General features: G+C 69.1%; 12 protein-coding genes, 1 tRNA gene and 1 pseudogene. 12 read left to right on the top strand and 2 right to left on the bottom strand.

Annotated elements, in window-relative coordinates; translation table 11 throughout:
• Positions 1-73: 73 nt before the first annotated feature.
• The 9 genes from tmk (at position 74) to ABZ470_RS29165 (ending at position 9,634) form a co-directional block, all read left to right on the top strand.
• The gene (gene tmk, locus ABZ470_RS29205; RefSeq protein WP_362915394.1) at positions 74-2,137 is read left to right on the top strand and encodes a dTMP kinase; all 2,064 of its coding nucleotides are present in this window, start codon (positions 74-76) and stop codon (positions 2,135-2,137) included.
• 21 nt (positions 2,138-2,158) lie between these two features.
• Positions 2,159-3,340: a DNA polymerase III subunit delta' gene (locus tag ABZ470_RS29200; protein WP_362915392.1), complete on the top strand. Its 1,182-nt coding sequence runs from the start codon at positions 2,159-2,161 to the stop codon at positions 3,338-3,340.
• 416 nt (positions 3,341-3,756) lie between these two features.
• Positions 3,757-4,458: a hypothetical protein gene (locus ABZ470_RS29195; RefSeq protein WP_362915390.1), complete on the top strand. Its 702-nt coding sequence runs from the start codon at positions 3,757-3,759 to the stop codon at positions 4,456-4,458.
• Positions 4,455-5,609: a glycosyltransferase family 4 protein gene (locus ABZ470_RS29190; RefSeq protein ID WP_362915388.1), complete on the top strand. Its 1,155-nt coding sequence runs from the start codon at positions 4,455-4,457 to the stop codon at positions 5,607-5,609. The genes ABZ470_RS29195 and ABZ470_RS29190 overlap by 4 nt, the downstream gene beginning before the upstream one ends.
• A gap of 72 nt (positions 5,610-5,681) precedes the next feature.
• Positions 5,682-6,320: a sigma-70 family RNA polymerase sigma factor gene (locus tag ABZ470_RS29185; RefSeq protein WP_362915386.1), complete on the top strand. Its 639-nt coding sequence runs from the start codon at positions 5,682-5,684 to the stop codon at positions 6,318-6,320.
• Complete coding sequence (locus ABZ470_RS29180) at positions 6,317-6,991, top strand: permease-like cell division protein FtsX (protein ID WP_362915384.1); 675 nt, start codon at positions 6,317-6,319, stop codon at positions 6,989-6,991. Before ABZ470_RS29185 ends, ABZ470_RS29180 begins: the two co-directional genes overlap by 4 nt.
• Before the next feature lie 100 nt (positions 6,992-7,091).
• A complete protein-coding gene (gene ricT / locus ABZ470_RS29175) occupies positions 7,092-7,910 on the top strand; it encodes a regulatory iron-sulfur-containing complex subunit RicT (protein ID WP_352012972.1) in 819 nt (272 codons plus the stop codon).
• 55 nt (positions 7,911-7,965) lie between these two features.
• Positions 7,966-9,489, top strand: a complete 1,524-nt coding sequence (locus ABZ470_RS29170) for an alpha/beta hydrolase (protein WP_362915382.1) — start codon at positions 7,966-7,968, stop codon at positions 9,487-9,489.
• 68 nt (positions 9,490-9,557) lie between these two features.
• Positions 9,558-9,634, top strand: a tRNA-Thr gene (locus ABZ470_RS29165).
• A gap of 76 nt (positions 9,635-9,710) precedes the next feature.
• Here the strand turns inward: ABZ470_RS29165 and ABZ470_RS29160 are convergent.
• Positions 9,711-10,052: pseudogene (locus ABZ470_RS29160) on the bottom strand (DUF4145 domain-containing protein); the annotation flags it as partial.
• 49 nt (positions 10,053-10,101) lie between these two features.
• Positions 10,102-10,938 (bottom strand): winged helix-turn-helix domain-containing protein, encoded by an 837-nt coding sequence (locus tag ABZ470_RS29155; RefSeq protein WP_362915380.1) that lies wholly within the window; start codon positions 10,936-10,938, stop codon positions 10,102-10,104.
• Positions 10,939-11,167: 229 nt separating this feature from the next.
• On the opposite strand from ABZ470_RS29155, the gene ABZ470_RS29150 reads away from it, so the two are divergent.
• The 3 genes from ABZ470_RS29150 (at position 11,168) to ABZ470_RS29140 (ending at position 14,487) form a co-directional block, all read left to right on the top strand.
• Complete coding sequence (locus ABZ470_RS29150; protein ID WP_352012783.1) at positions 11,168-12,076, top strand: aldo/keto reductase; 909 nt, start codon at positions 11,168-11,170, stop codon at positions 12,074-12,076.
• A gap of 285 nt (positions 12,077-12,361) precedes the next feature.
• Positions 12,362-12,766 carry an HAD hydrolase-like protein gene (locus tag ABZ470_RS29145; RefSeq protein WP_362915704.1) on the top strand — a complete coding sequence of 135 codons (405 nt, stop codon included), beginning with the start codon at positions 12,362-12,364 and terminating at the stop codon, positions 12,764-12,766.
• A gap of 272 nt (positions 12,767-13,038) precedes the next feature.
• Complete coding sequence (locus ABZ470_RS29140; RefSeq protein WP_362915378.1) at positions 13,039-14,487, top strand: alpha/beta hydrolase; 1,449 nt, start codon at positions 13,039-13,041, stop codon at positions 14,485-14,487.
• The last annotated feature ends 110 nt before the right edge of the window (positions 14,488-14,597 follow it).

Genomic DNA, 14,597 nt, shown 5'->3' with positions numbered 1-14,597 from the left:
CGACGAACGGCCTGGCACATCGCCTGGTCCCGTGTCTTCCCCCGCCCGGCGAACACCTGGATACGCTGACATCATGACCACCCCTGGCCGGAACACCGCGCGTCGCAAGCCTCCCCACGTGCTGGCCAACGCGCCGTTCCGCAAGCTGTGGACGGCCATGTCGGTGTGCAGCCTCGGCGACTGGCTCAACCTCATCGCGCTGACCGCCCTGGCGGGCAACCTCACGGCCGGGTCCGGCTACCGGATCCAGAGCTTCGCGATCGGCGGCGTCTTCGTGGCGAAGATGCTCCCGGCGATCCTGCTCGGCCCGCTCGCCGGCGCGTTCGCCGACCGGTTCGACCGCAGGCTGACGATGGTCGCGGCCGACGTGGCGCGCTTCGCGCTGGTGTTGTCGATCCCGCTGGTCGGCAACTACCAGTGGATCATCGTCGCCACGTTCCTGGTCGAGTGCGTCAACCTGTTCTGGGTCCCGGCCAAGGACGCCACGGTGCCGAACCTGGTGCCCAAGGAGCGCCTGGAGGCCGCCAACCAGCTCAACCTGCTCGTCACGTACGGCACGGCCCCGATCGCCGCGCTGCTGTTCGCGGTGCTGTCCTTCACCACCGACCTGCTGGGCGCCCTGGTGCCCTCTCTCGCGGACACCTCGCTGGCGTTGTTCGTCAACTCCCTGGCCTACCTGGCCTCGGCCGTCATCATCTTCACCCTCAGGGAGATCCCGAAGACGACCTCTCCGACCGTCAAGGTCGCCACGCCCTCGGTGCTGCGGCAGATCGTGGACGGCTGGCGCTTCGTCGGCCGGGACAGGCTGGTCCGCGGACTGATCACCGGCATGATCGGCGCGTTCGCCGCCGGGGGCGCGGTGGTCGGGGTGGCCAAGCTCTACGTGCGGGCGCTCGGCGGCGGCGACCCGGCCTACGGCGTGATGTTCGGCGCGGTCTTCCTCGGCATGGCGGCGGGCATGTTCTTCGGCCCCCGGATGCTGCGGGAGCTGTCCCGGCGCAGGCTGTTCGGACTGTCGATCATCGGGGCCGGGGCGGTGCTGGCCGCGGTCGCGCTGGTGCACAACCTGGCGATCGTCGTCATGCTCACCACGTTGCTGGGGGCGTGCGCGGGAACGGCCTGGATCATCGGCTACACCATGATCGGCCTGGAGGTCGAGGACGGGCTGCGGGGCCGTACGTTCTCCTTCCTGCAGTCGCTGGCCAGGGTCACGCTGCTGCTGGTCGTCGCGGTGGTGCCGACGCTGGCCGGCCTGTTCGGCAGCCACAACTTCGTCTTCCGCCGGGAGACGGTCTACGTGTTCGACGGCTCCAACCTGGTGCTGCTGATCGGGGCGCTGCTCGCGGTGACCGTCGGCTTCCTCGCGCTGCGGCAGATGGACGACCGGCCCGGCATGTCGGTCCTGGCCGACCTGGTCGCGGCGCTGCGGGGGCACGGCAGCCCGGTGCCGGGCGGCTCCGGGCACCGCAGGGGGGTGTTCGTCGCCTTCGAGGGCGGCGAGGGGTCGGGCAAGACCACCCAGTCGCGACTGCTGGCGATCTGGCTGCGGGACCAGGGCTTCGATGTCGTGCAGACCAGGGAGCCCGGCTCGACCAAGGTGGGGATGCGTCTGCGCGCGATCCTGCTCGACGCCGTGCACCAGGGGCTCTCGGCCAGGTCGGAGGCACTGCTGTACGCCGCGGACCGGGCCGAGCACGTGGAGAAGGTCATCCGTCCCGCCCTCGACAGGGGCGCCCTGGTGATCTCCGACCGCTACGTCGACTCCTCGCTGGCCTACCAGGGCGCGGGGCGGGCACTCGACCAGGCGGAGGTCGAGCGGCTCAACAGGTGGGCGACGGGCGGGCTCGTCCCCGACCTGACCGTGCTCATCGACACCCCGCCCTCGGTCGGGCTGGCCCGGCTCGGCGGGGCCGCCGACCGGATCGAGTCGGAGCCGATGGAGTTCCACGAGCGGGTGCGGCGTGAGTTCCGCGCGCTGGCCGCGGCCGAACCCGAGCGTTATCTGGTCCTCGACGGGACGCTTCCCCAGGAGCGGATCTCCCAGCTCATCCACGACCGGATGCGCGAGATGCTGCCCGACCCGGTGCCGCAGGAGGCGGAGGACGCCACGGGGACCATCCCCGTCATCCGCGACTGATCCCGGCGGTAGGTTGATGGCGTGGGTGTCTTCGATGACCTTGTGGGGCAGGAGCAGGCGGCCCTGACGCTGCGCCGCGCCGCCGTGGCGGGGGCCGAGCTCCTGGCGGGCGGGCGCGGAGCGGGGATGACCCACGCGTGGCTGTTCACCGGCCCGCCGGGGTCGGGCAGGGAGGAGGCGGCCAGGGCCTTCGCCGCCGCGCTCTTCTGCAGGGACCAGGGGTGCGGCCACTGCGACATGTGCCACCAGGTGGCCGTCGGCTCCCACCCGGACCTGGAGACGGTACGGCCTCAAGGGCTGTCGTACGGCATCAAGGACACCCGTCAGCTCATCCTGCGCGCGGCCGGGGCGCCGACCCTGGGCCGCTGGCGCGTCGTGCTGTTCGAGGACGCCGACCGTGCCACGGAGGGCGCCTCGAACGCGCTGCTCAAGGCGATCGAGGAGCCGCCGCCGAGGACCGTCTGGCTGCTGTGCGCGCCCGCTCCCGACGACATGATGATCACCATCAGGTCGCGCTGCCGTCAGGTCACGCTCGTCACCCCGCCGACCGCCGCGGTCGCACATGTGCTGGCCACCCGGGAGAACGTCCCGCCCGCCACGGCGGAGTTCGCCGCCAGGGCCGCCCAGGGGCACATCGACCGGGCCCGCAGGCTGGCGCTGGACGAGGAGGCGCGTAAGCGCCGGGACGCGGTGCTGTCCATCCCCAGGTCGCTGACCGGCGTCGCCGAGTGCGTCACGGCCGCAGAACGGCTGGTGAAGACCGCCGAGGAGGAGGCCGCCGCGGTCACCGCGACCCTGAACGAGTCCGAGGTCGCCGAGCTGCGGAAGATCTACGGTGAGGGCTCCTCGGGCAAGGGGCTCAACAAGGGGCTCATCCGGGGTGGGGCCGGCGCGCTCAAGGACCTGGAGGAGCGGCAGAAGTCCCGGGCGACCAGGACCAAGCGCGACGTCATCGACACGGCCCTGCTCGACCTGGTGGCGTTCTACCGGGACGTGCTGGCCGTACAGTTCGGGGCGCATGTCGAGCTGGCCAACGAGGACCGCAGGGACGACCTTGAGGGGCTGGCCCGCTCCTCGACGCCGGAGGACACCCTGCGCAGGATCGACGCGATCATGCGGTGCCGGGAGCGGCTGGCCGCCAACGTCAACCCGCAGATGGCCGTGGAGGCGATGACGCTCTCCCTACGGCGTCCAGTCGCCTGATTTTTCGGACTTTTCACCACCTGTAAGCAACCTTACGGGTGGGTTTCGGCGTCTCTTGGGCATGCAGGTCGGGATGAAACCCCGCCCGGGACGGCTCCGCCTCCCTGTGGCCTCGCTCACGCTCGCCGGGCGTGAGCCTGCCAAGGACGTGCGAGAACGCCCGGCGCGCGGGGAGCGGGTGCCGCCTGGTGAGGAGCGGTTCTTAGATCGGATGGAACCATTCCCGGCTAATCCCCCTCAAAGTTGGGGTGTGCATCGTTAGAATTCCCAGCAAATTTCGATGCATTCGTTATAAAACTACCGAACATGTCCTGTTCGACGGGGATGGACAGGGAAGGACCGGGGGACTCTTGGTCAGCATGGGATCGCGGGGGGACGTGACGGTGCCAGGGGGCCGGCGGGCCGTCACCAGCCGCGTGAGAGACGACGACACACTGCGGATCGAGTGGCCGGGGCAGACCGCCCCGGCCGACGACGCGGAGATCGTTCTGCGGCACGCGGAGACAGGGGAGGAACGTTCCGGGACGGACCTGACAGGTCTGCGGGCCGGGATATGGCTGGCCTCCCACCGGGGGGAGCCGCTGGCCACCGACGACCCTGGCTTCTCCCTCGACGACCTGGTCGCCTACGCCGGGACTCCCCGTGACCGGGAGGTCAGGGCCTTCCGTACGTCGGCGGGAATCCTCGCCCTGACCGTCCGCGAGGTCGAGCCGTACGTCGAGGTCACCGGGGTCGTCGCCGACGGCGGGGTGATCGAGGTCGAGGGCCTGGTCGCCTACGGAGAGCCGTACGAGGGGGCGGCCAGGCTCGTGGCCGTGCCGCGCAAGGGGACCGAACCGATGAGCGGGCCCGCCTCCTTCGGCGGACGGCGCTTCGGCGGCAGCGTCCTGATCGAACCGATGGCCGACGGCCAGGCGCGTAAGCGCGTCTTCTGGGACCTGCACGCCGAGATCGCGGGAGTACGGCTGCCGCTGGCCGCCCGGCTCGACGACGTCGCCGACAAGAAGACCAAGGTGCGCTTCCCCGCCCAGCACGTGGGCCGGATCAGGGTCAGGCCGTACTACACCGACAGTGACAGCCTGGCCGTCGCCTTCAGCGTCGAGGAGGAGGCCGCGTGAAGGTCTCCTACCTGATCCTCAACGCGTACGGCATGGGCGGCACGATCCGTGCCACCTTCGACCTGGCGACCGAGATGTCCGAACGGCACGACGTCGAGGTGATCAGCGTCTTCCAGCACGCCGACCGGCCCTTCCTGCCGCTGGGGGAGAAGGTCAGGCTGCGTTCGCTGGTCGACCTGCGGCCGGAGGCACGGGTCCGCTGGCCGTACACGAAGCGGGCCGAGCGGTTGAGCGCGATGGAGAGCACGCTCGTCCACCCCGAGGAACGCGCCTACCCCTCCTTCACCGCCTGGAGCGACGAGGTGCTCAGGCGGGAACTGCGGAGGCTGCGCACCGACGTGCTCGTCACCACCAGGGCCGGGCTGAACATCATGGCCGCCAGGTTCGCCCGCAGGGGGGTTGTGAGGATCGCCCAGGAGCACCTGCACTTTGAGGCGCACAAGCCCGGGATCTTCGAGGAGATCCGGCAGTGGTACCCCAGGCTCGACGCGGTCGTCACCCTCACCGAGGCCGACGAGCGCGACTACCGCGCCATGCTCGGCCAGGCGGGGACCCGGGTCTACACCATCGGCAACGGCCTGGCCGGAGGGGCGCGCCCGCGCTCGAAGCAGGACAACCGCATCGTGCTGGCCGCGGGAAGGCTGGTGCCGGTCAAGGGCTACGACCGGCTGCTGAAGGCCTTCGCCCAGGTGATCACGAAGCGCCCCGACTGGAAGCTGCGCATCTACGGCGAGGGCCGGATCGCCGACAAGCTGATGAAGACGTCCGTCAAGCTCCGCCTGCACAACAACGTCATGTTCATGGGGCCGACGGACGACATCGAGGGAGAGCTCGCCAAGGCCTCGATCCACGCGGTCAGCTCCCGCTTCGAGGGCTTCGGCATGACGATCATCGAGGCGTTCGCCTGTGGCGTCCCGGTGGTCAGCTTCGACTGCCCCCGGGGCCCCCGGGAGATCATCACCTCCGGCCACGACGGGCTGCTGGTCCCGCCCGACGACGTGGACGCCCTCGCCGAGGGGCTGCTGGAGATGATCGACGACGAGGAGGGCAGGCTCAGGATGGCCGCCAACGCCCTGCGGACGGCAGAGAAGTACGACATCTCCACGATCTCCGCCCGCTGGGAGAGGGCCTTCGCCGACCTCACCCGCTGACGGCCACGGCCCGGGGTTTCGAGCGGCCGGGTCCGGGTGGGTCCGGTTTCGGCGGGCAGAGGTTTTCGCCGGATGAAAGCAGCAGATCCCGCTCGGCGGCGTCTCTGTGATGTGAAGGCCGAACTGCTCTCCCACGGAGAGCCAACGATCAGGGACGGCACCGACATCGCGGCGCTGTTCGCCGACCACCACCTCGGGCTGGTACGGCTCGCGCTGCTCATGGTCGGCGACCAGCCCACGGCCGAGGACGTCGTGCAGGAGGCGTTCGCCCGCACCCACGCGGGCAGACGCCGCCTGCGCGACCCCGGGCGCGCGCTGGCCTACGTCCGCTCCGCTGTGCTCAACGGCTGCCGTTCCGTGCTGCGGCGCAGGGCCGTGACATGGCGGCGGGCCGTGCCGTACGAGCCGCCCGTCTGGTCGGCGGAGCACGCGGCGCTGCTCGGCGAGGAACGCCGTGAGGTGCTTCTCGCCCTGCTCCGGCTGCCCAGGCGGCAGCGGGAGGCGCTCACGCTGCGCTACTACTTCGACCTGTCGGACCCCGAGATCGCCGAGACCATGGGCGTGGGCGCCAGCACGGCCAGGTCCACCATCACGCGCGGGCTGGCCGCCCTCGCCAGAGCCCTCGGTGACCCCGGAGCGCCTGGAGCGTCCGGAACCCCGGCAAGTCCTGGAGACCCTGGAGACCCTGGAGACCTTGGAGAGCAGCCATGACCGAGACGGAGAACCGTCTGCGCGACGCCCTGTCCGCCGCCGCCTCGACCGCCGTGAACGTCCGCCCGCTGACCGTGCCTTCGCGCCGTCGCAGGCGGTGGGTGATCCCGGTCGCGGTTGTCGTCGCCGCCGCGTCCGTCGCCGTGTTCCTGACGGTACGGGTCGCCGCTGTTCTGTCCTCTCCCGACCGGAGCGAGGTCGTCGCCATGTCCGTGGGGGCTATGGACGAGTCCGACACATCGAGCGTCAACGTCTTCCTGTGCCTCAGCGGTGATGCGACCGTGCACCCCGGATGCGCGGGAGGGAAGGCGACCGAGACGGAGAAGGCCGGCATCCAGCGGGCGCTTCAGGGACGGCCCGAGGTGGGGAGTGTCTCCTTCAGGGACCAACGGACGGCCTACGAGGGCTTCCAGAGGGAGTACAAGGACAAAAACCCTGCTCTTCTGAAGACCGTGAAGCTCACGGATATGCCGGAAACCTTCATCGTCCAGGTCAGGCCGGGCGCGGACCGGGCGGCGCTGCTCGAAGCCGCGGGCGAACTACCCGGGGTGGCCGTCGCCGTGGACGCCGTGTGCCTCCGCGAACGCGCCTCCCTGCGGTCGGTCATCATCGACACGGTCTTCGGGGACGAGGACCGACCGTCGTGCTCGGTGAAGGGCAGGGGCAGGTAACCCGAGCTTGGGAGTCCCCAGGGACGGCCGTGACGCGTAGGGTGGCTGGCGTGGGCGCTTAGCCGTACCCCCAGCCGCTTGGAGCCATATGAGCATGATCATGGCCGTGAGCTTCACCCGATACGGCCGTCTGTACTACCTCGATCCGGGCGGCCACAGCCCCAAGATCGGCGACAAGGTGCTCGTGCCGACCGACGCCGGCCCCGAGGTCGCCGAGTGCGTCTGGGCGCCGCAGTGGACGAGTGAGGAGATCGACGGCCTGCCGGTGTGCGAGGGCCTCGCCGGGGAGGAGCACCTGACCCGCGACGAGACCAACAGACGCCGGCGGGCCGAGGCCAGGAGCGTCGCCAAACGGCTCATCAGACGGCACGAACTGCCCATGAAGGTCGTCGGGGTCGACTACCTCGACACGGACAACGTCTACACCGTCTACTTCTCGGCCCCCCACCGGGTGGACTTCCGTCTCCTCGTCCGCGACCTGGCCAGGAACCTGCGGGCCCGCGTCGAACTGCGCCAGATCGGCCCCCGCGACGAGGCCCGGCTGCAGGGCGGGATCGGTCCCTGCGGCCGTGACCTGTGCTGCGCGACCTTCCTGAAGGACTTCGAGCCGGTCTCGGTGCGGATGGCCAAGGACCAGGAGCTGCCGGTCAACCCGATGCGCATCGCCGGGGCGTGCGGGCGGCTGATGTGCTGCCTGAAATACGAACACCCCCTCTACACCGAGGCGCAGAGCAGAATGCCCAAGGTCGGGGCGAAGGTGGACACCGCGCAGGGCCCGGGAACCGTGGTCGGGCGCAACGTCCCCTCCGACTCGGTGGTCGTCCGCCTCGACGACGGTGGCCGTCGCTGCGCCTGCCCGTCCGCCTCCGTCTGCTCCCCGAGAAAACAACACGACGCCGCCTACGGCGACTCGCAGTAGGATCCGAACGTCTCGCGCGTGACCTCGCACGCCCTGACCCAGAAGGATGAGGCGAGTGGTCACACCGCACAGGTACCGCCGTACGGCCGCCGCGTTCGCGGCGCTGACGTTGTTCGCGACGGCTTGTTCGGGGGTGAACGCCCGCGACGGCCGTGACGTCGGTGCCGCTCGTGACGGTGGTGCCGCTCGTGACGGCGGGGCGGCCACCTCGCTCGCGTGGACCTCCTGTGGCGGTGGCTACGAGTGCGCCAAGCTGGGGGTTCCCCTCGACTACGCCAAGCCGGACGGCGAGAAGATCGAGATCAGCGTCATCCGGCTGCCCGCGAAGGGCAAGCGTGTCGGCTCCATCCTGATCAATCCCGGTGGACCCGGCGCCTCGGGCGTCGAGTACGCGCGCAACGCCCAGTCGGTGCTGAGCGACGCCGTACGGGAGAGGTTCGACGTGGTGGGCTTCGACCCACGCGGGGTCGGCGGCTCCGCACCCGTGCGCTGCCTGTCGTCGAAGGAACTGGACGACTACACCGGTCTGGACGGCTCCCCCGACTCCCCGGAGGAGATCGCGGCCCTGGAGAAGGGCGCGCGTGCCTACGTCGCCGGATGCCAGGCCCGCTCGGGCAAGCTCCTGCCGTACGTCGGCACCACCAACGCGGCCAAGGACATGGACCTGCTGCGCGCCGCCCTCGGCGACGAACGCCTCACCTACCTCGGCAAGTCGTACGGCACGCAACTCGGCGCGGTCTATGCCGACCTGTTCCCCAAGCGGGTGCGCGCCCTCGTGCTGGACGGCGCCGTCGATCCCTCGCTCACCCCGGTGGAGATGAACGTCACCCAGGCCCGTGGCTTCGAGGTGGCCCTCGACGCCTTCCTGGAGGACTGCCTCACCGCGCCCGACTGCCCCTTCCAGGGCACGGTGGCCTCCGCCCGGAAGCAGATCGCCGAACTGCTGAGCCGCGCGGACCGGCAGCCGCTCACCAACAGGACCGACAGCCGCGCGATCGGTGAGTCGTGGACCGTCCTCGGCCTGGTCACCCCGCTCTACGAACGGCAGGCGTGGCCGATCCTGCGCCGTGCGCTCACCGACGCCCAACGCGGAGACGGGACCACCCTGCTGCGCCTGGCCGACCTGCTGGTCAACCGTGACCGGAACGGCGAGTACGCCAACCAGACCGAGGCGAACACCGCCATCAACTGCGTCGACTCCGCCTTCCCCCGGGGTTCGGCCGAGTTCGCCGCCGCGGCGCGCGAGTCGCTCAAGGACGCTCCCCTGTTCGGGCCGTACATCATGTGGGGGACGCTGGCCTGCGCCTACTGGCCGATCGAGCCGGCCCCCAAGGAGAAGATCGACGCCCCGGGGGCCGCGCCCATCCTGGTCGTGGGGACCGAGCGTGACCCGGCGACGCCGTACGAGTGGGCCAAGGCCCTGGCGAGCGAGCTCTCCTCGGGAGTCCTGGTCGACTTCGACGGCGACGGTCACACGGCCTACCGCAGCGGTTCGTCCTGTGTGGACCGTTTGGTCGACGACTATCTGATCAACCTGACCGTTCCCGAGGACGGCGTCCGCTGCCCGAAGATCGACTGACACGGTGGAGCGCAAACCCCCGCGAAGCCTGTAGACTGCCGTAGGTCGCGTTCACGCGGACGCGACATGCCGCCTTAGCTCAGTCGGCCAGAGCACTTCACTCGTAATGAAGGGGTCTCGGGTTCGAATCCCGAAGGCGGCTCCAGGTCAGAGGCCCCCTACGGTGACCGTAGGGGGCCTCTGCGTTTCCAATTGCGCGACTAAGTGGTTTCGCCGCATCCTCAAAAGGCCGACCTAGTGACCCATCCGGCTTCGGGCAGACTGCCAAAAGCGCCGGGAGCATGGTCGGGGTGCCGCTCTCCTGCAGCCGGGCCAAGAGTCCGCTTCATGTGGATGTATTCGATCTCCGCTGGCTCGTGATGGACGCGCTCCAGGATCTTGTCCATGAACCGAGTGACTGCTTCGGCGTCTTCCTGGTTCGTAGGGTCCATGTCTAAGGGGCCGTGAGCGGCTTCGTTGCCGGTGAACCGGATTTCGTGGGCGGCCTCAGCGATTAACTGTGAGATGTGGCCGCTGGTGTGAAGCTGGTCAATCTTCTGCATGAGGTTTCCGTTGGTGATGCCCTTGTCCTTAGTGGTCGGCGCCGGAAGTCCTTCGGGGGCTGACGTGAGGTCAGGCGGAGGCGGCTTGGAGAAGGACTTCGGCTGCGGTGGTGCGTGCGTAGAGGACGGACCGGCCGGCGCGGTGGGCGCTGACCAGGCCCGCGTTGCGTAGCGCGGTGAGGTATTGGGATACCCCGGCCAAGGAGAGTCCGGTGCGGTGGGCCAGCTGTGTGGTGGAGGCCGGGATCTCCAACTCGGCCAGCAGCAAGGTCCGTGAGCGCCCTAGTACGGCGGAGAGGGCGTCGGCTCGTGTAACGGGCCGTGCCTGCCAGAGCGAGCCGACACCCCGTGCCTGATAGGAGAGTTGAGGTGGATCCGGCGGCGTCGTCCGGGTGCGTAGCCCTGCTCCGGTGAAGGCCGAGGGAATCAGCAGTAGTCCCGTGCCTGCCGTCGTGCGGGTCAGTGGCTGCTTTCGGCGGGCCATCCGCAGCGCGTTGTTATCCCAGCTCAGCGACGTGTGCAGGTCGTTGAGAAGGTGGCCGGTGCCGTGCTCGGCGGCCAGGCGGGCCCGGTAGAGGATGTCTGCGTCCAGGACTGCTCGGATTCGTGTCCAGTAGGGGGCGAGTGCCAGTCCCCAGTAGGTTTCGACTTCCTCTGCGACCTTGGCCAGGAGGCCCTGAGGGTTGTTGCGCAGGGCTCGTAGCCGGGGGCCGAGGGTTCCCTGGTGGCGGGCCAGGTGGTCGAGATCATGGCGTACCCGGTCGACGGGCGCGGCCCGGATCGCGTCCCGCTCTGCCGCCAGGGTGGGGGCCGGTCCGGTGGGGGCCGGGTTGAGGAAGTCGGGGACGTAGCCGCCGCTGGGCGGGATCAACTCGTGGAGCCATCCCCGGTCCAGTCCGGCGGCCACCAGGCGCGGCCGTACCTGGTGGACCCAGGGTCGGTGGACCGAATGCGTAGTGCCGGACCTCAGCAATCGGAAGCTGGGCGCGACCTCCCACATCGGTGAGACGGCGAACCGCACCTGCGCCAGATCGCTCGTCGAGAACGTCAGCTCCGCCAGGACAACCCCTCCTCAATAGATTCAGGCATGCATGAATCAATGGCGGGTCAGCCTACCGCGTGGGGATCATCTCGCCATGACCTCACAGATGATCACCGCAGCGGCATCGGGCACCTGGAAGCTCGGCGACCTGACGGTCAACCGGGTCGGCTTCGGCGCGATGCGCCTGCCGCAGCACGGCGAGGCGTTCGCACCCGATGCCGTTCCACGCGACCGTGACCAGGCGATCGGTGTGCTGCGCCGCGCGGCCGAACTCGGCGTGAACCACATCGACACCGCTGGCTTCTACTTCTCGCCGCTGCGCTCGGCCAACGAGCTGATCAACCAGGCGCTGGCCCCCTACCCGGACGACCTTGTCATCACCACCAAGGTCGGACCGGGCCGCGATCCCTCGGGGCAATGGCTGCCGCACGCCACTCCCGAGCAGCTGCGCGGCCAGGTCGAGGAGAACCTGCGTCAGCTCGGCCGCGACCACCTCGACGTGGTGAACCTGCGCATCGTCGGGGCTGATTCGATCGCCGAACGCTTCGGCGCGCTGGCCGAACTGCGCGAGGCCGGACTCATCCGTCACTTGGGCCTGTCCAACGTCCGTCCTCACCACCTCGCTGAGGCCCAGGCCATCGCGCCGGTGGTCTGCGTCCAGAACATGTACGGCATCGGCGCATCGCCCGAGCAGAAGGAGTTCCTGGACCTCTGTGGTGAACAGCGCATCGCGTTCGTGCCGTTCTACGCGATCGCCGGCGCCGGACGCACTGCCGGTGCGACCACCGCCGACAGTCCGGAGGTGCACACCATCGCTCGCGCCCACGGCGTGAGCGCAGCCCAGATCCGGCTGGCGTGGACGCTGCACCAGGGTTCCCACGTGCTGGCCATCCCCGGCACCGGCGACCTCGACCACCTCGTCCAGAACGTCGCCGTGGGCTCCCTGAGACTGTCGAAGGAAGAACTCACTGCCCTGGACCCCCTCCATCACGAGACGGCGTGAGCAAGACCCCCATTGCATTGTGATCCACTTCTGCTGATCGGCCTGTCTGCCTTGCCTGCCAGCCGTCCCATACTCCTGGCGTCCACCGTGCGCCGCTGGCTTCGGCAGGAAGCGCTCAAGCCCTGGCAGCACCAATCCCGGATCTTCATCCGGGACCCGGACTTTCGCGCCAAGGCTCAGCACGTCCTTGGTCTATACGCCCCCACTTACGAAGGCGAACCCCTCAGCGCGGACGAATACGTGATCTCCAGCGACGAGAAGAACCTCGATCCAGGCCCGCTGCCGATGTCACCCGACCCTCGCCCCAGGCCAGGCCAGGGCGGTGCGCGTCAACCACACCTACGGCCGTGGCGGTGCGCCGGCCTACCTGGCCGCCTACGACGTCCACCGGGCGAAAGTCTTCGGCCGCTGCGAAGTCACCACCGGCATCACGCCGTTCATGGCTCCGGTCGAACAATTGCTGCCCGACGGTACAGGGTGGATCTTGTCGACGGAGGATGGATGACCGGTGATCACCTGGTCGCCGACATTGGTGGAGGGCGGGCCGCTGGTCTTCATACGGTCTGGATCGATCGAGGGACGTGGCCGGACCGGGAGCGCGAGGCGGATCATGTCGTAATGAACATGCTTCAAGCAATGCAGATTCTGCAGGAGAGGGTGGCCGAGCGGTTTAAACTCGTCCACCGATGATCTATAAGCGCCTGACAACATCTCGTCACCGGGCTGTGGTCTCTTCACGATGACGGGTATGGGGAAGTCTCAGAAGCGGCGCCGGCCCACCAAGCCTGATCCCGCGAAGCCGAGTGCCAAGGGAAGGGGTTCCGGTGGGGCCTCTGCGTTCCTGTCCGTGTGACCACGGCTCGTTCGCTGATCTTTCTGTTGGGCTTCGAAAAGCCGTATTCGATGAACTATGGTCCGTTCGGCCGATGGCGGGGGTCGGTGAGCCGAGGACGATTTAGATCATGAAATGGACACCCCTCATCACGGGCTTGGCGCTGATCGCGGTAGCGCTCCCCGCGGCACCTGCCGCCGCGACCGGCCAAGTGACCCAAGCGGTAAGTGCGACCGGTACGGACACGATCGACTGGCGAGCCTGCGGGGAGGAACCCGGAGCCGAGTGCGGCGCCCTCGCGGTGCCGGTGGACTGGGCGAAGCCGGACGGGCCTCGGATCTCGCTGAACATGACGCGTCGCAAGGCCACCGGACAACGGGTCGGGACGCTGTTCTACAACCCGGGCGGACCAGGGGCGGGTGCGGCCTATCTGGTGCGGAACTGGTCGCAGTACTACTTCTCCGAGGAGTTACGCGAGCGGTTCGACATCGTCGGGATCGATCCGCGCGGGGTCGCCGGCAGTGGGCAGATCCAGTGCGGGAAGGCGGTGCATGATCCGGCTGTCACGCAGTTCCCTGAGACGCGGTGGGAGTATGACCGCCTTGTCGCGCACAACCGGGCCGTGGGCGTGAGTTGCGGACCGTTGATCGGTCACGTGGACACCGGGAGCGTGGCGCGAGACTTCGACGCGGTGCGGGCCGCGCTGGGCGAGGAGCAGATCAGCTACCTGGGACGCTCCTACGGGAGCATGCTGGGGACCGAGTACGCGCGGCGGTTCCCCGACCGGGTACGGGCGATGGCTCTGGACGGGATCGTCGATCACGGGATGAGCTCGCGCCAGATGGTGCGGGATGCCGCGGAGGCGGTGGAGGACGGGTTCGACAGGTTCGGCGAATGGTGCGAGCGGACGGAGGAATGTGAGCTGCACGGCCGGTCCGTACCGCAGGTGTGGGACGCGCTGATGCGCAAGGCGGAGAAGACGCCGATTCCGGTGACCGGCGGGCGTCCGCTGACGGCGGAAGAACTGCGCTACGCCGCGTACGTGATGCTCACGCTGGCCCCCGAGTTCAACGGCGATCTGGCCCGGGGCATCGTTCAGGCGGAGCAGGGCGATGCGGAGATCCTCGGGCAGATGCGGACTGAGGCGCTGGACAACTCCGCGATGACCTCGGCCTACCGGGCGGTCCTCTGTCAGGACATCGACCCTGGAACCAACGGATTCCCGCAGCTCAGGGCCCGGGCTCGGGACGCCGTACGGAGGGCCCCGCACATGCGCGGGACATCGGAGTTCTGGGACATGACGACCGGATGTCTGGGATGGCCCGTCCAGCCGTCCAATCCGCAGCGGCCGGTGCGCATCACCCAGGTGCCGCCCGTTCTGCTGGTCGGGAACACGCATGATCCCGCAACGCCGCTCGTCTGGGCCAAGAGCCTGGCCAGGGGTATCAAGGGGTCACAGGTGCTGACCTATGACGGCGACGGGCACACCGCGTACCTGCGTAACGCCTGCGCGACCGGGAGTGTCGACCGTTACCTGATCTCCGGGACGCTCCCTGTGCCCGGTACGGTCTGCCGCTGAATCCGGCGTGGGCGCCGGTATTCAGTCGCGGCGTCCAACCTGCGGGTAGCCGGTTCGCTCCAGCTTCCCCAGGGTGTCCCGGTGCCGCGTTGCTGATCGAGGGTGTGGAT

It is taken from the genome of Streptosporangium sp. NPDC020072 (assembly GCF_040631445.1).
Classification (GTDB): Bacteria; Actinomycetota; Actinomycetes; order Streptosporangiales; family Streptosporangiaceae; genus Streptosporangium.
The sequence above is the reverse complement of the archived record's forward strand: the minus strand, read 5'-3'. Positions and strand labels throughout refer to the sequence as shown.